The sequence below is a fragment of the Shewanella insulae genome, from assembly GCF_009831655.1.
GTDB classification, from domain to species: Bacteria; Pseudomonadota; Gammaproteobacteria; order Enterobacterales; family Shewanellaceae; genus Shewanella; species Shewanella insulae.
The window spans coordinates 22,901-42,150 of sequence record NZ_WRPA01000003.1 but is presented as its reverse complement, the minus strand read 5'-3'; the positions used below and the strand labels follow the sequence as shown (position 1 = coordinate 42,150).

Sequence of the window (19,250 nt, the reverse complement as noted above, 5' to 3'; positions counted from 1 at the left end):
TTCAATTACCTAGTAAAAACCTTAAATTCACGCCAAACTTTACGCCGCCGCTGGTGCGCTTTTTCGCACTTCCCTTTCAACTCACCCGCTGAGCTGCGATAATCGGCCGCTATTCGGCCTTATCTCAACCTCTAGAGATAAGAGCAAGCCTGTTCGCTCAAACCCAGAAGGCCACGCTTAGATGGCCCCGCAACTGGTTATTAAAGGAGACTTCATGACATCTGTAACCGCACAACGTCTAGACGCCGTAAGAGGCGACATGCTGACCCATTCTCTCGATGCCTTCATCGTCCCCCGGGCCGACGAATATCTGGGCGAGTATGTTCCCGAGCGTAATGAAAGACTCCACTGGCTCACAGGCTTTACCGGTTCGGCGGGAATGGCCATAGTGCTCAAAGCGAGCGCCGCCATCTTCGTCGATGGCCGCTACACGGTTCAAGTCAAACAGCAGGTAGACAGTGCCCAGTTCGATTATCAGAGCCTGCATGACACGCCGCAGATCCCCTGGCTAATCGAACAATTGGGCGAAGGTGCTCGCATCGGCTATGACCCACGTCTGCATACCCTGAGCTGGCAACAACAGGCCGAGGCTCAATGTCAGCGCGCCGGTATCGAGCTGGTTGCCGTCTCAGAAAACCCAATCGATCGCCACTGGCAAGAGAGACCCGCAGCCTCCAGCGCCCCAATCAGCCTCTTTAGCGAACAGAGTGCCGGCGTCAGCAGCGCCGTCAAACGTGAGCAGATAGGTAAGGCTGTGGCTGCAAGCGGCGCCGATGTGGCGCTGATCAGCGCGCTGGACTCCTTCTGCTGGCTGCTCAACATTCGCGGCAACGACATCCCTCGCCTGCCAGTCGTGCTGGGCACCGCCCTGCTGCATAAGAACGGCGAGATGACGCTCTTTACCGATCTCAACAAGCTGCCTGAGGGGGTTCAGGCCCATGTGGGCACAGGCGTCAACTTCAAGGCCGAGGCCGAGCTCGAAGGCGTGTTATCTAAGCTCGATGGCGTCAAGCTACTGGCCGATCCCGACAGTGCCAACGCCTGGATGCAGCTCACCGCTAAGCAAGCCGGCGCCAGGCTGATCGCGGGTCAAGATCCCGTTGCCCTGCCCAAGGCACAGAAGAACCCGGCCGAGCTTGCCGGCCTCAGCGCCTGCCATGTTCGCGATGGCGTAGCCGTGAGCCGTTTCCTCGCCTGGCTCGACGCCGAAGTCGCGGCCAAGCGTCTGTATGATGAAGGCACCTTGGCCGACAAGCTGGAAAGCTTCCGCCTGGAAGATCCTCAGTATCGTGAGCCAAGCTTCGATACCATCTCGGCCACAGGGGCCAATGCCGCCATGTGTCACTACAACCACAACAATGGCACCCCGGCCATGATGACCATGAATAGCATCTACCTGGTAGATTCCGGCGCCCAGTATCTGGATGGCACCACAGACGTCACCCGCACCATCGCCATCGGCGAAGTCACCGACGAGCAGCGCAAGATGGTCACCCTGGTATTGAAGGGGCATATCGCCCTGGATCAGGTCAGATTCCCCAAAGGCACCACGGGTCAGCAGCTCGACGGCTTCGCCCGTCAATACCTGTGGCAGCATGGCTTCGATTACGACCATGGCACTGGCCACGGTGTGGGCCATTTCCTCAGTGTTCACGAGGGACCACAGCGTATCGCCAAGAACAGCAATGCCGTCGCCCTGCTGCCAGGCATGGTGGTGTCGAACGAGCCGGGTTACTACCGCGCAGATGCCTTCGGTATACGCATCGAAAACCTGGTCGCGGTGCAGGCCTGTGGGGCCCTGGCTGGGGCCGAGCGTGAGATGTATGAGTTCCATGCCCTCACCCTGATCCCGATCGACACCCGTCTCATCGACAAGCGGCTGCTTAGCGACGCCGAGATCCACTGGGTCAACGCCTACCATCAACGAGTCAGAGAAACCCTGAGCCCGCTGATGCAGGGCACTGAGCTTGACTGGCTACTCAAGGCGACCGAAGCCATCTAAGACTTAAGCTAGTTAAGCAAAAAAACAGCACCTCAGGGTGCTGTTTTTTTAGGCCTGAAGCAGTCGCTCACGTGCCTTTAACCAGCGCACCAACTCGCTGTAGGGTTTAGGGCGACAGATGAGATAGCCCTGTAAGGAGATATCCTCTATCTGCTCCAGATAGTTAAGGTCATGGATATCTTCCACCCCTTCGGCCACCAGATGGATGCCGAGTTTACTGCCGATCGCCTGCATAGAACGCAGTATCGTCTGGGAGACGGGGTCTTTATGTATGCCGTGAACCAGGCTGCGATCCAGCTTCAACTCGCTAATAGGTAGTGTGCATAGCTGTGAGAGATTGGTGTAGCCGGTACCGAAGTCATCGATGGCCACACCTATGCGATTCATTCTCAACTGGCTAATGCTGGAGTGCTGGCGCTGCTTGTCCAGCACCTGGTTTTCGGTGATCTCCACCGTCAGGCGCGATGGCGACAAGAGGTTCTGCTCACAATACTGCATCAGACGGGTATGCCAGCCACTCTGATTAAGCTGCTTTGGCGTCAGGTTGATCGACAAGCGGCACTGCTGACAGGAATCGAACTGGCTGATCAAGGCCCACTCTGGGATAGCGCTATTAAGCAGCTTAGTGGTCAGGCTGTTTAGGGCATTGTTACTCTCGGCCACCTCGATAAACTTATCCGGGGTGATCAATTGCAAGCGAGTGCCCTGCTGCAAGCGACAGAGTACCTCGAAGCCCTTTATCTGACCGCTGGAAATATCCACCTGCGCCTGATAATAGGGGATCACCTTATTGCTATTGATGGCGCGGCGGATCTCGTCGATACTCATCTGCCCCTTCTGGCTCACGCCATTCCCTTGGAAGGCCATCAGGCGATAACGCTCGACACAGACCCTGAGCTGCTCTGTGGTAACCGGCTTCATCAAGGCGCCGAGCAGTCTGAGCTTGGAAGCCTCCACCAACTGGGAGGCGGCCTCGACGATGCGCGACTCCATGGCCGAGGCGATAATGATACCTCCCTTGAAATCCATCTTACTCAGACGCATCAGAAACTCTATGCCATCCACCTCGGGCATATGCAGATCCACCACCACTATCTGGTAGTCATCTTTATATTTACTCAGGGTACGAATGGCACTGCGGGCGTCACGGCAGAACTCCACCTTATCGACATCCAGCAGCAAAAAGTGACGACTAAGCACCCGACAGGCACTCAGCGAATCATCGACGATCAAGACATTTATCGACATGGCATCCCCTAAGCCTTTGCAGGATGCTGTCTTGCAATTGGGACAGATAGAAAAAACACCTAAGCCTCCATGCCTTTGACAACCTCCAACAGTTAACTTAAATAAGGTTAGTTCAGCACTCTTGGCTGTCAAATAGGCGGGTTTAACCGGGAGGCAAGATGCAGGCGAACGGATAAAAGTGCAGGTTTTAACCGAAAATTTTGCTATACTCCGCGGCCGCCTTTGTGGCCCAAGGCGGAAATGAGTTAAGGTACGGCTCGAGCCTGGACTAGACTCAATTTGATATGTCGTTATTTTAGAAGGTAAACAACAGGATATCCCAATGAGATTTGAATCTTTCAGTTTTGCTCCCGAGATTTTGCACGCCATCTCAGAATGCGGGTACCAAAAAATGACGCCCATTCAAAAAGAGGCCATCCCGGCGATTCGCCGCGGACAGGATGTGCTGGCCAGCGCCCAGACGGGTACTGGCAAGACGGCGGCATTCGCCCTACCTATCCTGCAGAAGATGTTCGATAACCCAAGCGATACCCAGCGCTCAAACACCCGCGCCTTGATCCTGGCCCCCACCCGCGAATTGGTGGCCCAGGTGGCCGACAACATCAAGCAGTACAGCCGTTACCTGCCCATCTCAGTGCTGACCGTCTATGGCGGCGTCAAGATGGATACCCAGGCGGCCAAGGTGAAAAAAGGCGCCGACATCATAGTCGCCACTCCGGGACGCCTCCTAGAGCACCTGCAGGCCTGTAACCTCAACCTGTCTAACGTCGACTTCCTGGTGCTGGATGAGGCCGACCGCATGTTGGATATGGGCTTCATCACTGACATTCAGAAGATCTTGCAGCAGGTAAATCGCAATCGCCAAAACCTACTGTTTTCAGCCACCTTCTCTAGCGCCGTCAAGCAGCTGGCCAACGAGATGTTGGTCAAGCCTAAGCTGATCGCCGTGGACAAACAGAACACCACGGCGGTGACCGTCAGCCAGGTGGTCTACCCTGTCGAGCAGCGCCGCAAGCGCGAACTCCTCTCCGAGCTTATCGGCAAGAAGAACTGGCAACAGGTGCTGGTATTTACCGCCACCCGCGAAGCCGCCGACTCCCTGGTGAAGGAGCTTAACCTGGACGGCATCCCATCGGCCGTGGTTCACAGCGAGAAGCCTCAGGGCAATCGTCGCCGAGCGCTGCGAGAATTTAAAGAGGGTAAGGTGCGCACCCTGGTCGCCACCGAGGTCGCCGCCCGCGGCCTGGATATTCCCGAGCTGGAATATGTGGTCAACTTCGACCTGCCCTTCCTCGCCGAAGACTATGTGCACCGAATCGGTCGTACCGGCCGCGCCGGTCGCAGCGGCGTCGCCATCTCGCTGGTGAGCCGTGAAGAGGAGCGCACCTTAGCTGACATCGAGAAATTGATCGGCAGTAAGATCCGCCGCATCACCATCCCAGGCTACGAGGTCGGTAGTCGCGATCTCCTGATCAAACAGCTGCAGAAGCGTCGCAGCTTCGCCAAGAAGCAGCAGCGCAGCGACAACGTTGGTGCCCAGGTGATCGCCGAGAAGAACATGGGGGCTCGCCGGGTGAAGGTGAAGAACTCATCCAACGCGAAAACAAAGAAGCAAAAATAATCGACGTACGGTCACAAAATTATTATCTAATCAAATAAGGCACTTAACAGTGCCTTTTTTGTTCGTATCGATTAATTCCACATCAGGGTGAAAGTTTACCGCCTCCACCAGGGTCTGTTCGACAGATAAAACAATTACGAGAAGGCCACCCTATGACCAAGACACCTTATTCACGCGCCGGCGCCCTGCTGAGCGTCCTACTCTTCACCCTGGCGAGCCTGACGCTCATCGTTACCCCTGCATCGGCCAAGCCTATCGCGGAAAGCCCGACGTCTATCTCGCCGCTACTGAACGGTCAAGAAGTGCCCTCAATTCAGGTGAAAGATCTCCAAGGCAAAGCTGTGGATCTGCAGCAGATGCTTCAGGGCAAGCCCAGCGTGCTCTTCTTCTATCGTGGCGGCTGGTGTCCCTTCTGTAACGCCCAGATGGGCCAGCTACAGGCGATCGAAAAGGATCTCCTCAAGATGGGCTTTCAGCTGATCGGCATCTCACCCGATGCGCCGCAGGAGCTGCGCGCCTCCATGACCAAGAATGACCTCAACTATACCCTGGTCTCGGATGTTAACCTCAATGCCATGCGCGCCTTCGGCCTGGCCTATTTCACCAGCCAGAGCATCTCAGATAGATACATGGCCAAGATGAAGTTAAAAAACAAGCTGTGGAAGAATGCGGCCGGCGATGAGCGTCTGGTGCTGCCTGTGCCCGCCGTCTATATCACAGACAAGACGGGACTGGTCCACTTTCAATACATCAACCCCAACTACAAGGTGCGCGCCGAGCCTAAGCTGATCCTCACCGCCGCGAGCCTAATCAACTCTTAGGCAGGCTTCGACAGGGCCTATGACGACGAGATAGGGCTCAGCATGACCTCAAAGCCGCCGCATTCGAAGAGTTTGCGGCGGTTTTCTTTGTCTGGTGGATAGGGATAAGGGCGACGATAGGGTATACTCGGCGCCGCATCCCTATTTCTTTTGCGTGGAGACGCAATGACAGAGCAAAGCTACAACCAGGCCCTAATGGCCTTAGCCCAGGCAGGACTCGCCGACCTGGCGGCGCGTAACGCAAATCCAGGCAGCATCAAGACCCCGGCAGCCGAGAGCCATTTCCTCTGCAACTGGATGGTGCAGGCACTCAAGGAGCGACGCTTCTCCAAGTTGGTGGCCGATGACCTGACCCGCTGGATCCGGGAAGGACGCAGCAAGGGCGCCGGTGCCCAACTGCCCCAATTGCTAGCGCGGATCCAAGATCAATACCTGCCAGCCATGGAAAATGCCGAGGTGGGCCAGTCGCTGCAGGCACTGATTGGCGAGCTTGAAGCCCAGGATTGGCTCATCATTCTCGACTGTGAGGTGAGCGGCAAGCTCAGGCTCGACTGCGACGGTAAAAACAGCCTGGTGATCTCGGTCGAGCAGTACGAGCAGCATCTGGTCGAGGGCAAGCTTATCAAACCCATAACCCTCTATATTCGTGCCGACGAGCAACTGATCGCCCAACACGCCGTTAAGCACGCTCTGCTACTGAGCCAGGGTGACAAGAAGGCCAGCTGCATCAAACACCATAAGGCCTATCGCCTCTATCCGGGCAACCAGCAACCCGCACTGGCACTGCTCAAGGCCTAAGCTGGCTTTAGCTCATCTTCTCTTATGGCCGTCTTAACCGGGACGGCCCTGCTAATCGACTCTCGTTTCTCACCACACGTTTTATCAACACACCTTTTATCAACACTCGTTTCTAGTCCTTCTCGTGTTAGCATGTCAGCCAGGTTTATTTAAGGTCGACAGCCAATATGACAGCAAACAAGCAAGATTCGGCGACGCCGAACTACGACGGCCTGTGCGCCGCCTTTAAACAGATCCACCACTTCCAGCACCTACAGGCCTTGGGCGACTGGGATCAGGCCACCATGATGCCGAGTGGCGGCAGTGAGGGACGGGGCGAGGCGATGGCCGAGCTCGCCCTGCACATCCACAAACTCAAGACGGTACCCTCTCTGATCGATAACTTGTCGGCGGCGGGCGAAGAGGCTCTCACGCCGCAGCAAGCGGCCAACCTGAGAGAGATGCGTTATCACACGCTACAGGCCACCGCCCTGCCCGGCGAGCTGGTTCAGCAGAAGACGGCGCTCACCTATGCCTGCGAACATGCCTGGCGTCAACAACGCAAGGACAACGACTGGCAAAGCTTTAAGCCAAACCTGGAGCAGGTGATCGCCCTGGTGCGCGAAGAGGCGCAGATCCTCGGTGAGGTACAGGGGATCTCCCCCTATGATGCCCTACTCAATAAGTTTGAGCCCGGCTGTCAAACAGCGGCGCTCGATAAGGTGTTTGGCGAGCTGAGAAGCTGGCTGCCAGAGATGATCCAGCAGGTGCAAGCCAAACAGCAGAGCTGGCAGCCGGTCACTATTCCACACAGCGGCGCCGCGGCTCAGCAAGCCCTCAACCTGGATGTGATGCAGCGACTTGGGTTCGATTTTAATCAGGGCCGCCTGGACACCAGCAGCCATCCCTTCTCGGGCGGCGTGCCCGGTGATGTGCGGATCACCACCCGCTATGATGAGAGCGATTTTGCCACCTCCCTCTATAGCACCATCCACGAGGTGGGTCACGCCCGCTACGAGCAGGGATTGCCCAGCGACTGGCGCGGTCAACCCGTGGGCTTAGCGCGCTCCATGGCGATCCACGAGAGCCAGAGCCTGTTTTTCGAGATGCAGCTTGGCAGAAGCCCGGCGATGATCGCCCTGCTCACCGAGAAGATCAACCACCATCTGGGGGCAAGTCTGAGTAATGAGTCCCTGACACATCTGGTGCAGCGAGTAACGCCGGGACTCATCCGGGTCGATGCCGACGAGGTGACTTACCCCTGCCATATCATGCTGAGATATGAGGTGGAGAAAGGCCTGCTCGACAACAGCTTGCAGGTTGCGGATCTTCCCGAGTTCTGGGACACGCAGATGCAGAGCCTGCTGGGGCTTTCCACCCAGAATGACTATCGTAACGGCTGTATGCAGGATATCCACTGGCCGGTGGGGGAACTGGGCTACTTCCCGAGTTACAGCCTGGGCGCCATGTACGCGGCCCAGTTTAAGGCGAGCATGGTCAAGGCTTTGGGCGATATCGACAGCCTGATTGAGCAGGGGAATATCACCCAAGTGATGGATTGGCTCAACCAAAACATCTGGTCCCAGGGCTCCTTGCTAACCACAGATGAGTTGGTGACGCGGGTGACCGGCGAGGTACTCAACCCGGTTCACTTCAAACATCATCTCGAGGAGCGCTACTTAGGCTAGAGGCTAAGCTAAACAGGAATGGGTAAACAAAAAGGCTAGCGCAATAGGCTAGCCTTTTTCGTTATCTTGCTGGCAGAGCAGCGTCATGTCGCCTAGCTGGCAGCATCCCCCTCACGTTGATGCTTACCGTTCAACGGCGAGTGAGCCCCTTGGCTCTCGTCGCTAATCTCCTCTGCGCCCAGCATCTCTTGGGCGATCATGTTGTGACCCTTAAGCAGATCGTTGAGGCTGCCTTTCTTGCCATCCACCATGCCCAGCTCTCTGAGCATGGCATCGACGATAGGGGCGTTGGCACGGTAGTTCAATGCCGCAGAGGTCACCTGCTCGGCGATCCCCCCCTGGCTCAGTACCGTCTCGCCATTGCCCTGAGTGGCACCCGAGGTACCGTAGCCCTGGAGTATCTTGATCCCTTCGATATTCTCCAGTGGCTTGACCGCCTGGGCTACCACTTCCGGCAGAGTCTTGAGCATGGCCAGCGCCTTTTGTAGCTCTATCTGCTCGCTGCTGAGCACGTTTTCCGCCTCGTGTAGCGCCTGCTTACCGGCCGCCTCGACCGCATATACCTTCTCGTCGGCCTCGGCCTTAAGTTTCTTGGCATCGGCCCCCGCCTTAGCCTCGGTAAGGATCGCACTCGCCTTATCCTCGGCGGCGCGCTTCTCGGCTTCCGCCTCGACCGTCACGCCCACCGCATCACGCTCGGCTTCCTTACGGGCGTCGATCACCTCGATCTCCTTGCGACGGTTAGCCTCGGCCACCTGGCGCACGGTAATAACCGCTTCCTCTTTCTCGACCTTGAGCTTTTCGGCCTCGGCTGCCTTGGCGCGCGCGGCAGACTCCTCTTCCGACTTCTCGGCCACGGCGATCTGCTTATCCTGCTCGGCCACCTCGATATCGCGCATCTGCTGAATGCGAGACTGTTCGATCGCCTTACGCTTCTCGATCTCTCGGGTCTCGATATCCTTGGTCTTCTCGATCTGGGCCGTCTCTACCGCACGCTCCTTGGCGATCTCCGCCTCACGCTCTTCACGGCTCTTCTGCTCCTGCTTCTTAAGGATCTCAGCTTTTTGCTCGGCGCGCTTAAATTCCAACGCCTGTTGCTGAACCAGACGCGCTTCCTCTTCCGCCTTCTCTATCTCCAACGACTCCTTTTCGGCTTCCAGGTTACGCTGTTCTATCTTGATGCGGTTTTCCTGCTCGATATCGTTGGTCTCTTTACGCTTCTCCTCAATGATCTTCGCCAGGCGAGCACGACCCTCGGCATCGAAGGCGTTATTTTCATTGAAGAACTGCAAGTCTGTCTGGTCAAAACCGGTTAGCGATACCGACTCCAGTTCGAGACCGTTCTTCTCCAGATCGTTGGCGACATTGTTCTGCACCCGCTGCACGAAGTCGGCGCGCTGCTCATGCATCTCTGTCATGGTCATCTCGGCCGCCACCGCACGCAGCACGTCGACAAACTTAGACTCCATCAGCTTCTTCACCTCTTCGACCCGAGTGGTACGGGTACCTAAGGTCTGCGCCGCCATGGAGATCCCTTCCACACTCGGCGCCACACGCAGGTAGAAGTCGGCGCGCACATCCACCCGCATGCGATCTTTGGTGATCAATGCATCTTTCTGCATCTTCTCCACCTCGATACGCAGGGTGTTCATATTCACCGCGATAACCTCATGCAGCACAGGCAACACGATGGCGCCGCCATCTTTGATGATCTTCTCGCCGCCAAAACCCGTTCTCACAAAGGCAGTCTCTTTCGACGCCCGTCGATACAACTTGGCAAAGATCAGGCCGATCACCAGGATACCGATTAACGCCGCGCCAGCGGCGATAAATACAAAACTGCCCCCAAAGGACAGGCCTATTCCTTCAACTTCATTCATGTTTCATCCTTAATCTAAGCTTGTTGTAAGCAGGTTTTATGGCAGCAAGACTGCCTAAATTTCATCGTTAAATTGCACCACAGACCAGACTTGGCCATTGCGGTTTAATAGCACCACAGAAGTGCCCTGGGAGAAGGCCTCCCCGGCCAACTCGGGCTCCACCAACACATAATGCTTCTGCTGATAGATATCTTTAACCACGGCTTCGCTGGGAAATCCCTTGCGGGCACAGCCCAGTGTAACCACTCCCACCAGGCCGCTGAGATCGTCCACCGACACCGCCGAAGACTCGTTCTTAGGCAATAGGTTGGCGAGACGGGCACCGAGGAAACGGCAGGATAAGGCCCCCAGCAGGATGGCGAGGGATACGCCCAAGGGCGAGGGTAAGTGGCCATAAAACGACTGGGCCAGATAGTTGATACCAAAGCCGGCGATGGCGAAGCTGGTCAGGGCCAGCACCAGCCAGATGAGCAGAGGCAGACGATCCAAGCAGAGCCAACCGGCAACGCCTGTGACGCCAGACACGTCGGTGTCCACATCGGCGTCCATCTCCATGGGCGACAGGTCGTCCAGCAGGCCAAACAGGCTCAGGCCAAAGACCATAGATAAGCCCTCGACCAGGCCAAGTAGAATCACCAGGGCCATTGCCAGGCTGTAGGGAAGGTTATCGGTAAGCAGTAAAAAATCCACTGTCTCTCTCCATGAGAAAATGCCAGATCCCCCGAGGGAATTTAAGGCCCGCTTAATATCGCGTAGGTATATTGCTATACCACGCTTTTAAACAGATATTCCTAAACATATTGCTAACTGGACGGCTCAGACAAGCTATCGACTCATCAAGGCAGGTAAGCCGCCGAAAATTAGAGAATAACAGACTAAATAATTGAGTAAATAGCCAATTTACACATTTGTTTTTGCTAATTTTATTCGCTAGGCCCCTACCATTGATAAGCCCTAAAAGCTATGCGAATATCTAGGGCCTCTCCAAGTCTGGAAACTATTAGTGATGCAAGTACGAGAGATACAGACCCAAGATTGGCCTGCCATATTAACCATTCAGGATGAATGCTATCCCAATATCGAGCCCGAATCCCTCGCTGCCCTGCAGAGTAAGGCCCAACTCTCCCCCGAGACCTGCTATGTGATCACCCAAGCCGATGCCGTGATCGGCTATTGCCTGGCACACCCCTGGCAGCGCGATCTCCCCCCCAGCCTGGAGCAGGTATTGGATACGGTGCCCAAACAGGAAACCCTCTACCTGCACGATATCGCCTTCTCCGCCAAGGCCCGGGGGCTGGGCGCCGGCGCAGCCGTGTTTAGCCGCCTCATCGAACAGGCCAGAAACTGGGGGCTGGGCAGCATCTCGCTAGTTGCCGTGGGCGGTGCCCATACATATTGGCAACTCCTGGGCTTCAAATCGCGTATAATCGACAAATCCCTGGACAGCTACCCGGAAGATGCCTGCTACATGGTGTATGCCATCGATTAGCATTTTCCGCCGAGCTTCAATTTATCAGTAAGAGAATATTATGGCCCGCAGAGTCGGTTATACCTTTAAGAACCAATACAAAGAGATCAACTTCGTCTACGACAAGTTTCATGACATCTACGAAGCCGTGGCGGCGGCCGAGGGGATTGACCTGACCCGCTACCACGCCATGGAGGCCCAGGTCGCCATGACCTCTAAGGGCTCTCAGGCGGTGAAAGACTATCGCCAGAAGGAATTTGCCCGCTTCGGCTTTAGCGACATCCACTTTATTCGAGATGAAAGCTAGGACTAACTTAGCTAGAATAAGCCACCCATTTTCGCCTTTTACCAGATAATATAGGCCCTAAATGTCTAATATTGAACATGCCAATTTCCCCAGAGCCGGCTTCTTTCGCCGACTGGGCGCGATAGTGTACGACCTGCTTTTGGCGGTCGCCGTCTACATGGTGGCCGGAGCCTTAGGTTTCGGCATCTTTACCGCCCTCACCAGCAGCGGCCTGATCGCCATGGAAGGATTTGAGCATGTCTCAGATCTGCTCAACGCTACGCCAGTCTACAAGGGAGTTTACCAGCTGTGGATCGCCTTCTGCGTCGGCCTCTTCTATGTGCTGTTTTGGAGCTACGGCGGCCAGACCCTGGGCATGCGCGCCTGGCGTCTGAAGATCCAACACCCCAATGGCCAGAGCCTGAGCATGATCACCGCCACCGCCCGTCTCGTCTGGTCGCTGCTTGGCATAGGTAACCTATGGATCTTAATCAACGGCGATAAGCTGGCGCTGCAGGATATGATGACCCGCTCGGAAGTGGTGGTGCTATCCAAAGAAGCTAACCAGATGCGTAACTGGCACGGCGTGTAGACTAAACCCAGGCATTAAAAAAGGACCCTAAGGGTCCTTTTTTAATGGGCGTATTGCTATGGAAATAGGTCACCCGCTAGCGGCGAATATAATAGATGGCGACGCTACTGAAGATCAGCGGCGGCATCAGTGCCCCCAACACGGCTGGCAGGCCATAGACCAAGGTCATGGGACCGAAGATCTCGTTACAGATGTAGAAGCTGAAACCGGCCACCACACCCAGCAGCACGCGCGCGCCCATGGTCACGGTACGCAGCGGACCAAACACGAATGACAAGGCCACCAGCATCATCACCGCAACCGTGATAGGCTGCAGGATCTTGCGCCACAGCGCCAGCTCATAGCGGCCGGAATCCTGGTTGTTTACCCTCAGGTATTCAAGATAATCCACCAGGCCCTGGATCGACAAGGCCTCGGGCTTCACCGACACCACGCTGAGCTTATCCGGCGTCAGGGTCGACTCCCAACGATACAGGGTCAGATCCGTCAGGCTCACCTGCTCAGGCGTGATCTTGGTCTGACGCACATCGAGCAGGCGCCAGTGATCCTTGGCATAGACGCCCCGGCGCGCCTCAATGGTGCCCACCAGGTTAAGCTTATCGTCGAACTCGTAGAGCACTATGTTGTGCAGGCTGTTGATATCCTCTATCTCGCCAATGTTGACAAACAGGTCACCATCTTTGGCCCAGATCCCCCGGCTCGACTTAAACAGGCTACCGCCCGACAGCTTCACCGCCTGCAGCTCCTTGCCGTGACGCTCGGCCACAGGTGCGCCCCACTCGCCGAGGGCCATCACCAAGAGCATCAATGGTACCGCCGTCTTCATCGCCGACAGAGTGATCTGAAAACGGGACAGGCCCGACGACTGCATCACCACCAGCTCGGAGTTCGACGCCAGCATCCCCATGCCGATCAATGCCCCTAAGAGCACCGCCATGGGGAAGAACATCTCTATGTCACGGGGGATCAGAAACAGCACATAGATGGCTGCATCCACCATGGTATAGGTGCCGCGCCCCACGAGACGCAGCTGATCCACCCACTTGATGATGCCCGACAGGCCGATCAATACCAGCAGACACAGGGCCGAGGTGCTCACCAATACTCGGGCGATATAGAAATCTAGAATTCTCATGCCGCCACCTTCTTACGCTTGAGCAAGCCAGAAAGCTTTGCCCCAGTGGGGCGCTCCTTACTCAACAGCAATATCCCCATGAACAACGCCGAGGCGTGGATCCACCACATGCCCAGATAGGTGGGTATCACCTCATCTTCGAGCGCCTTACGCCCGGCAATCATCAAGCCGAAGTAGCCCAGATAGAGCAAGATAGCCGGGAACATCTTGGCAAACTTACCCTGGCGCACATTCACCCGCGCCATGGGCACGGCGATCAGCGTCATAAAAGGAATTGCCAACGGAATCGCCAGACGCCAGTGGAACTCGGCTACCGCCTCCGGTCCCTCGGTATCGAGCAGCTGGTCGATAGGCAAGGCCGACAGCTTACGGCGACGCTGATCCACCTCTTGTTCCTTGATCTGCATCTCGTAGCCGGCAAACTGCACCACCTGATAGTCGAGCTGGTTCTGCTTGCTCTGGTACTGAATACCATCATTGAGCTTGAGGCGCTGCTCGCCCGTATCATCCTCCACCACGCTGCCGCCTTGGGCCACCACGATATTGGACTGGCTGGCGCCATCTTCCGGGTCGGGCAACTGAGCCACAAATACCTTGTCGAGCTGATTATCTCGACCGATGCGCTCGACAAAAAGCACCGCGCGGCCATTAGGACTGGTCTGGAAACGCCCCTGGGTCAATGCCGCCAGACCGGCCTCGGACTGGGCATTTTCCAGCACTCGGTTCTGGGTCTCTTCCGCCCAGGGTGTGACGTAGATAGATAAGAAACCGGTAAATAACATATTGACGACGGCAAGCAGCAGGGTCACCCGAGTAACATACCACTCACTCACACCGACACTATGGAAGACCACCATCTCACTTTCGGCGTACATGCGACCATGGGCCACCAGAATCCCCAAGAACAGGCTCAGAGGCACCACAAGCACGGCAAGATAGGGAAGATTAAGACCTAGGAGGGTCATCACCAGAGAGGCAGGAAACTCGCCATCGGACGCATCAGCGAGTACACGAACAAAATGTTGGCTAATAAAAATAGCTAACAGTACTAAAAGCACTGCCATCTGCGCTTTTAAAACTTCACGAATCAAGTATCTAAATACAATCACAGGCAGGATCCAGTCCCTAAACTTATATTTATGCTGGTATCAGCCCACTTTTCATGTAGACTGTCTACTTTTGGTAGTTTTGTGACCAGCCTTTAACTAAAAGTGGCAGAAAAACACCTGAAAAATTAACATTGGTGTACCAATTTTAGGTCCGTTTTGGACACAAGCAGACATTATCTAATAAATAATAATATTTGTCTTTAAGAATCTAGGAGAGCTCATGGAGTTTAGCGTTAAGAGCGGCAGCCCGGAAAAACAACGTTCGGCCTGTATTGTCGTTGGTGTCTATGAACCTAGACGCCTCTCTGGTATTGCTGAGCAACTGGATAAAATCAGTGAAGGCTACATTAGCAACTTACTTCGCCGCGGCGACTTAGAAGGTAAACCGGGTCAGATGCTACTCTTGCATCACGTACCCAACGTGTTGAGTGAACGCGTCCTTCTTGTAGGTTGTGGCAAAGAACGAGAACTAGACGAACGCCAGTACAAGCAGATCATCACCAAAACCATCAACACCTTAAACGACACAGGTTCTATGGAAGCCGTTTGCTTCCTGACCGAACTGCACGTTAAGGGCCGCGATACCTATTGGAAAGTACGCGAAGCCATTGAATCGACGCAAAACAGTCTATACAGCTTCGACGCACTCAAGACCCGTAAAGGCGAAACCCGTCGTCCGCTGCGCAAGCTGGTATTCAATGTACCGACTCGCCGCGAACTCACCGTAGGCGAGCGCGCCATCGAACACGGCATGGCCGTATCGACTGGTACTCAGCTGTGTCGCGACGTGGCCAACATGCCACCAAACATCTGTAATCCGGCTTATCTGGCCTCCCAGGCTCGTCAGATCGCCGAAAACCATGAAAACCTCACCGTCACTACGGTGGGCGAAGAGCAGATGGCCAAGCTGGGCATGAACTCCTACCTGGCCGTCGGCCGCGGTAGCCATAACGAGTCAGTCATGACCGTCATGGAATACAAGGGCTCTGTAGACAGCACAGAGAAACCTATCGTACTCGTGGGTAAGGGCCTGACCTTCGACTCGGGCGGGATTTCACTCAAGCCAGGCGAAGCCATGGATGAGATGAAATATGACATGGGCGGCGCCGCAGGCGTAATTGGTACCATGCTGGCCCTGTGTGAGCTTAAGCTGCCGATCAACGTAGTGGGTGTATTGGCTGGCTGTGAAAACATGCCATCGAGCAACGCCTATCGTCCAGGGGATATCCTGACCACTATGTCGGGCCAGACTGTAGAGGTGCTTAACACCGACGCCGAAGGCCGTCTGGTACTGTGTGACGTGCTCACCTATGTGGAGCGCTTCGACCCTGAACTGGTCGTCGACACCGCCACCCTCACGGGTGCCTGTGTGATCGCCTTGGGTAAACACGCCTCAGGCCTCTTCTCTTCTCACAACCCGCTGGCTCACGAACTACTTAACGCCGGCGAACAGAGTGGCGACCGCGCATGGCGCATGCCGCTGTGGGATGAGTACCAGGAGCATCTGGAAAGCCCGTTTGCCGACATGACCAACTTAGGTGGTCGTCCAGCCGGCGCCATCACAGCAGCCTGCTTCCTGTCGCGCTTCACCAAGAAGTACAACTGGGCGCATCTGGATGTGGCCGGTACCGCCTGGAACAGCGGCGCCAACAAGGGCTCAACGGGTCGTCCCGTACCTATGCTGACTCAGTTCCTGATCAATCGCGCAGGTGTTGAACAGGGCGAGTAATGCCAGGTCTTATCACAGCTAAAAGCTAAGTGATTAAGCAAGAAAAAGGTGAAGCGCTGCTTCACCTTTTTTTATGGCATTCACTTTTCCTATATGGTTTTTTCTTTAAAACCTAACCCACAGGCTTAGCCTGCCTGCTTAGCCTTAAGCAACTGCACCATCATCAATAACACACCGCCGAACACACTAAAGGAAGAGATCGCCAGGAAAGGGTCAACCACCTCCAGCGCCACAAATTCGCCGTAGAGGAGAAACAGGCCTATGGCGACCCCTATGGTGCCCAGTTGATGTAGCCAAAACTGCGCCGTGACTAACCCACCCGAGTAGACTCCCGAGGCGGCCTCTAGCCAGAGGCGATAGCATAGGGCATAACTAAAGGAGAGCAGGAAGCCTATCATCATGATGTGGGCGTGGGTCACCAGCTGACCATGGTCATGGGAAGCTGCCATGTAGAGGCCCAATGCCAGCCCCAGGAGGGCATAACTAAAGGCCGTTAAAAGATATCGTCTATCCATCACTTTCACTCCATTGGGGCCGAAATGCCCGCAAAACCTATCTACTCAGTGTAGGTCAGCCGGTCGAGAGATGGCGACAGGCGGCATATTTACCGCTTTGTAGCAAATTGTAACCTTTTGAAACCGTTAATAAACAGTATGTTAGAGATTGCTTTAATAATAACTATTCAAGGGCTCTTGAGCCCTGCTCGACTCTCCCCCTATGATGTTCACATAAGAATAACAACAGTGTACGGACCCTAGCTTAATGACCAAACTCAGCTACCAAATTGGCGGATGCGAACTCGACTGCAAGTTAATGTCATTAAAACACGCAGACAGCAGCATAAAACTCTCCTCCAAAGTCTTCGAACTCTTGATGCTCTTCATCGACAGCCCTGACAATGTCGTCTCGCGGGAGCAGGCGATAGACAGCATCTGGCTTGGCAACGAAGGGGTCGGCAAGAAGGGCTTCACCAACGGTATCTGGGTACTGAGAAAGACCTTTAAAGAATTAGGCGTCGAGGAAGAGGTGTTTAATACCCTGCCTAAGCTCGGCTACCAGCTCACCCTGGCGGTACAGCCTATCGACACCCAAGCAAGCTCTGGCCCCTCTGGCTCCTATACCCGTTATGCCATCTTTATTGCCATTTCCCTCGTCGCCACCCTGCTCCTATGGCTGGGGTTTAACCACTTCTCGAGCGAGCAACAGGTGCCGAGCGAGCCTCTGTCCCCCCTGGTCACAGAGACCAAGCTAAAGGTGACTAACTATGGTGGGGTCGAGGAGCATATCGCCGTGTCCCATGATGGTCAGCGCCTCGCCATGCAGTGGCGAGACAACTCCCTGAGCGGCAAGATCTATATCAAGGAACTGAGTCAGCTCGACGCGCCGCTCACTCTTATCTCCTTCGAAAACAATGAAGAGGCCTCCCCCGCCTGGTCGCTCTCCGACGACAAACTAGCCTATGTACGACTCGACCAGGCCGGCGGCTGTCAGGTCAGGGTCAGAAATCTTTTGGACAATACCGACCAGCTGATCGCCTCCGACTGCTTCTATATTCCCTATAAGCGTATCGTCTCCTGGTCCGGAATCGATGACAACCGCCTGCTCTACGCCAAGAAGATGCAAGACCGCGTGGCCCTGATGGCCTACTCGTTCGATACACAACAGCACCAACAGGTGAGTTTTCCCGACAAGAACGAGATAGATTACGCGCCCAAATGGCTGGAGCAAGATACCCAGCTGGCCTTTATTCGCGAGCGGGCGGCATCCAATCTGCTCAACCTGGTACTACAGGATGGCAATGGAATTGAGCATGAGTTGATCCAAAATAGCCCCAGCATAGTCGATTTCGACTACTCGACCCGAGATCAACTCTTCTATGTTAATAATCTCGACGGCGCGGCGGCCATCATCTCCCGCATTCGTAAGGACGGCAGCCAGCTGGCACCGCTGGCACACGCTGGCCTCCCCAGCAGCCTCAGCGTGTCCGACAACAATGCCATGCTCTATGTGACCGAACATATCTCCAAGGAGTACATCACCCAACAGGCCTACGGTGATGGCAAGCAACTCAGGCGCATCTCCTCCTCATCCCGAGATATGTACGGCAAGTATGCCAAGGCTAATGGCGATATCCTGTTTCTCTCTAACCGCTCCGCCCTCTGGTCCATCTGGCGCAACAACAAGGTGAGCAGTAAGAACATCACCCACTCCCTTGGCAATGTAGGCGTACCCGCTGTCTCCCCCGTCAGCGCAGACTTTGCGGTCAACATCATCACAGATACGGGCCGCACCCTCTACATAGGTAACATAGAATCGGAAAACTATCGCGCCATCGATATCCAGGGCATCGAGGCCGATAACCTCAGTTGGTCTGCCGATGGTAATGCCCTCTACTTCAAGGGTTTTTCAAAAGACAGTAACGGTATCTATAAGCTGGATGTCAAATCCGGTAGGCTTGAAACGATCACCCAGAAGCAGGGGGTCTACGCCATCGAAGGCCGAGATGCTAACCACCTCTATCTATCCAAATTCGACCAGAACGGCATCTGGCATCTGGACCGCACCACAGACGAGATGACCCTAGTCACCGACAAGTTAGCCAAGTATGACTATGGCGCCTTCTACTATGAGCAGGGCTATCTCTATTTCTTGAGCCGTGACGCCGAGCGCGACGCCATCATGCGTATCTCTCTTGCCGAGAAGGACCACATACCCGAGTTAGTGCAAAGTTTTGCCCCAGATGCCGTACGCAAGTTTTTTGGCCTCTCGCCGGCAGATGGCAACTCCTTCCTGGTCACTCTAAAACTGGCCAACGAGGCCGATGTCTTCGGTTATAAGTTAGTAACAGAATAGATTTAACTAATTGATCTAATTTGGATTAGACATTTTTAAGA

General features: G+C 55.2%; 16 protein-coding genes. 10 read left to right on the top strand and 6 right to left on the bottom strand.

Annotation, left to right across the window (positions count from 1 at the left end):
• Nucleotides 1-214 precede the first annotated feature (214 nt).
• Nucleotides 215-2,002: an aminopeptidase P family protein gene (locus tag GNT65_RS04555; RefSeq protein WP_160793934.1), complete on the top strand. Its 1,788-nt coding sequence runs from the start codon at nt 215-217 to the stop codon at nt 2,000-2,002.
• Between the two features lie 48 nt (nt 2,003-2,050).
• Here GNT65_RS04555 and GNT65_RS04550 read toward each other — a convergent pair whose 3' ends face one another.
• Entirely contained in the window at nt 2,051-3,250 is a 1,200-nt protein-coding gene (locus GNT65_RS04550; RefSeq protein WP_160793933.1) for an EAL domain-containing response regulator, read from the bottom strand.
• A 322-nt stretch (nt 3,251-3,572) separates the two neighbouring features.
• On the opposite strand from GNT65_RS04550, the gene GNT65_RS04545 reads away from it, so the two are divergent.
• The 4 genes from GNT65_RS04545 to GNT65_RS04530 all read left to right on the top strand — a co-directional run bounded on the left by GNT65_RS04545 (nt 3,573) and on the right by GNT65_RS04530 (nt 8,157).
• On the top strand, nt 3,573-4,871 hold the full coding sequence (locus GNT65_RS04545) for a DEAD/DEAH box helicase (protein ID WP_160793932.1): 1,299 nt from the start codon (nt 3,573-3,575) through the stop codon (nt 4,869-4,871).
• Between the two features lie 152 nt (nt 4,872-5,023).
• Nucleotides 5,024-5,692 (top strand): peroxiredoxin-like family protein, encoded by a 669-nt coding sequence (locus GNT65_RS04540; RefSeq protein WP_181006161.1) that lies wholly within the window; start codon nt 5,024-5,026, stop codon nt 5,690-5,692.
• A gap of 165 nt (nt 5,693-5,857) precedes the next feature.
• Nucleotides 5,858-6,490: a DUF2913 family protein gene (locus GNT65_RS04535; RefSeq protein ID WP_160793931.1), complete on the top strand. Its 633-nt coding sequence runs from the start codon at nt 5,858-5,860 to the stop codon at nt 6,488-6,490.
• Nucleotides 6,491-6,657: 167 nt separating this feature from the next.
• A complete protein-coding gene (locus tag GNT65_RS04530; protein ID WP_160793930.1) occupies nt 6,658-8,157 on the top strand; it encodes a carboxypeptidase M32 in 1,500 nt (499 codons plus the stop codon).
• 92 nt (nt 8,158-8,249) lie between these two features.
• Here the strand turns inward: GNT65_RS04530 and GNT65_RS04525 are convergent, their stop codons facing one another.
• Both GNT65_RS04525 and GNT65_RS04520 read right to left on the bottom strand, forming a co-directional pair.
• Nucleotides 8,250-10,037, bottom strand: a complete 1,788-nt coding sequence (locus GNT65_RS04525; RefSeq protein ID WP_160793929.1) for a flotillin family protein — start codon at nt 10,035-10,037, stop codon at nt 8,250-8,252.
• Between the two features lie 54 nt (nt 10,038-10,091).
• Entirely contained in the window at nt 10,092-10,727 is a 636-nt protein-coding gene (locus tag GNT65_RS04520; protein ID WP_160793928.1) for a YqiJ family protein, read from the bottom strand.
• A gap of 316 nt (nt 10,728-11,043) precedes the next feature.
• On the opposite strand from GNT65_RS04520, the gene GNT65_RS04515 reads away from it, so the two are divergent.
• The 3 genes from GNT65_RS04515 to GNT65_RS04505 all read left to right on the top strand — a co-directional run bounded on the left by GNT65_RS04515 (nt 11,044) and on the right by GNT65_RS04505 (nt 12,383).
• A complete protein-coding gene (locus tag GNT65_RS04515; protein ID WP_160794263.1) occupies nt 11,044-11,526 on the top strand; it encodes a GNAT family N-acetyltransferase in 483 nt (160 codons plus the stop codon).
• 40 nt (nt 11,527-11,566) lie between these two features.
• Complete coding sequence (locus tag GNT65_RS04510) at nt 11,567-11,812, top strand: DUF2960 domain-containing protein (RefSeq protein WP_160793927.1); 246 nt, start codon at nt 11,567-11,569, stop codon at nt 11,810-11,812.
• Between the two features lie 61 nt (nt 11,813-11,873).
• The gene (locus GNT65_RS04505) at nt 11,874-12,383 is read left to right on the top strand and encodes an RDD family protein (RefSeq protein ID WP_160793926.1); all 510 of its coding nucleotides are present in this window, start codon (nt 11,874-11,876) and stop codon (nt 12,381-12,383) included.
• Between the two features lie 76 nt (nt 12,384-12,459).
• On the opposite strand, the gene lptG is transcribed toward GNT65_RS04505, so the two are convergent.
• Both lptG and lptF read right to left on the bottom strand, forming a co-directional pair.
• Nucleotides 12,460-13,518: an LPS export ABC transporter permease LptG gene (gene lptG, locus GNT65_RS04500; protein ID WP_160793925.1), complete on the bottom strand. Its 1,059-nt coding sequence runs from the start codon at nt 13,516-13,518 to the stop codon at nt 12,460-12,462.
• Nucleotides 13,515-14,627 (bottom strand): LPS export ABC transporter permease LptF, encoded by a 1,113-nt coding sequence (gene lptF / locus GNT65_RS04495; RefSeq protein ID WP_160793924.1) that lies wholly within the window; start codon nt 14,625-14,627, stop codon nt 13,515-13,517. The genes lptG and lptF overlap by 4 nt, the downstream gene beginning before the upstream one ends.
• 220 nt (nt 14,628-14,847) lie before the next feature.
• Here lptF and pepA point away from each other — a divergent pair, with 220 nt between their 5' ends.
• Nucleotides 14,848-16,356, top strand: a complete 1,509-nt coding sequence (gene pepA / locus GNT65_RS04490) for a leucyl aminopeptidase (RefSeq protein ID WP_160793923.1) — start codon at nt 14,848-14,850, stop codon at nt 16,354-16,356.
• Between the two features lie 125 nt (nt 16,357-16,481).
• On the opposite strand, the gene GNT65_RS04485 is transcribed toward pepA, so the two are convergent.
• Nucleotides 16,482-16,871, bottom strand: coding sequence for a TonB-dependent receptor (locus tag GNT65_RS04485; RefSeq protein ID WP_160793922.1), 390 nt, complete (start codon nt 16,869-16,871; stop codon nt 16,482-16,484).
• A gap of 298 nt (nt 16,872-17,169) precedes the next feature.
• Here GNT65_RS04485 and GNT65_RS04480 point away from each other — a divergent pair, with 298 nt between their 5' ends.
• Complete coding sequence (locus GNT65_RS04480) at nt 17,170-19,209, top strand: winged helix-turn-helix domain-containing protein (protein WP_160793921.1); 2,040 nt, start codon at nt 17,170-17,172, stop codon at nt 19,207-19,209.
• Nucleotides 19,210-19,250 lie beyond the last annotated feature (41 nt).

What these genes read in the sequence shown, in the direction of transcription:
- GNT65_RS04550 (WP_160793933.1), bottom strand. Translation starts at nt 3,250, where the DNA reads ATGTCGATAAATGTCTTGATCGTCGATGATTCGCTGAGTGCCTGTCGG.
- GNT65_RS04545 (WP_160793932.1), top strand. Translation starts at nt 3,573, where the DNA reads ATGAGATTTGAATCTTTCAGTTTTGCTCCCGAGATTTTGCACGCCATC.
- GNT65_RS04515 (WP_160794263.1), top strand. Translation starts at nt 11,044, where the DNA reads ATGCAAGTACGAGAGATACAGACCCAAGATTGGCCTGCCATATTAACC.
- GNT65_RS04480 (WP_160793921.1), top strand. Translation starts at nt 17,170, where the DNA reads ATGTCATTAAAACACGCAGACAGCAGCATAAAACTCTCCTCCAAAGTC.
- GNT65_RS04485 (WP_160793922.1), bottom strand. Translation starts at nt 16,871, where the DNA reads ATGGATAGACGATATCTTTTAACGGCCTTTAGTTATGCCCTCCTGGGG.
- pepA (WP_160793923.1), top strand. Translation starts at nt 14,848, where the DNA reads ATGGAGTTTAGCGTTAAGAGCGGCAGCCCGGAAAAACAACGTTCGGCC.
- GNT65_RS04535 (WP_160793931.1), top strand. Translation starts at nt 5,858, where the DNA reads ATGACAGAGCAAAGCTACAACCAGGCCCTAATGGCCTTAGCCCAGGCA.
- GNT65_RS04555 (WP_160793934.1), top strand. Translation starts at nt 215, where the DNA reads ATGACATCTGTAACCGCACAACGTCTAGACGCCGTAAGAGGCGACATG.
- GNT65_RS04530 (WP_160793930.1), top strand. Translation starts at nt 6,658, where the DNA reads ATGACAGCAAACAAGCAAGATTCGGCGACGCCGAACTACGACGGCCTG.
- GNT65_RS04510 (WP_160793927.1), top strand. Translation starts at nt 11,567, where the DNA reads ATGGCCCGCAGAGTCGGTTATACCTTTAAGAACCAATACAAAGAGATC.
- lptG (WP_160793925.1), bottom strand. Translation starts at nt 13,518, where the DNA reads ATGAGAATTCTAGATTTCTATATCGCCCGAGTATTGGTGAGCACCTCG.
- GNT65_RS04525 (WP_160793929.1), bottom strand. Translation starts at nt 10,037, where the DNA reads ATGAATGAAGTTGAAGGAATAGGCCTGTCCTTTGGGGGCAGTTTTGTA.
- GNT65_RS04540 (WP_181006161.1), top strand. Translation starts at nt 5,024, where the DNA reads ATGACCAAGACACCTTATTCACGCGCCGGCGCCCTGCTGAGCGTCCTA.
- GNT65_RS04505 (WP_160793926.1), top strand. Translation starts at nt 11,874, where the DNA reads ATGTCTAATATTGAACATGCCAATTTCCCCAGAGCCGGCTTCTTTCGC.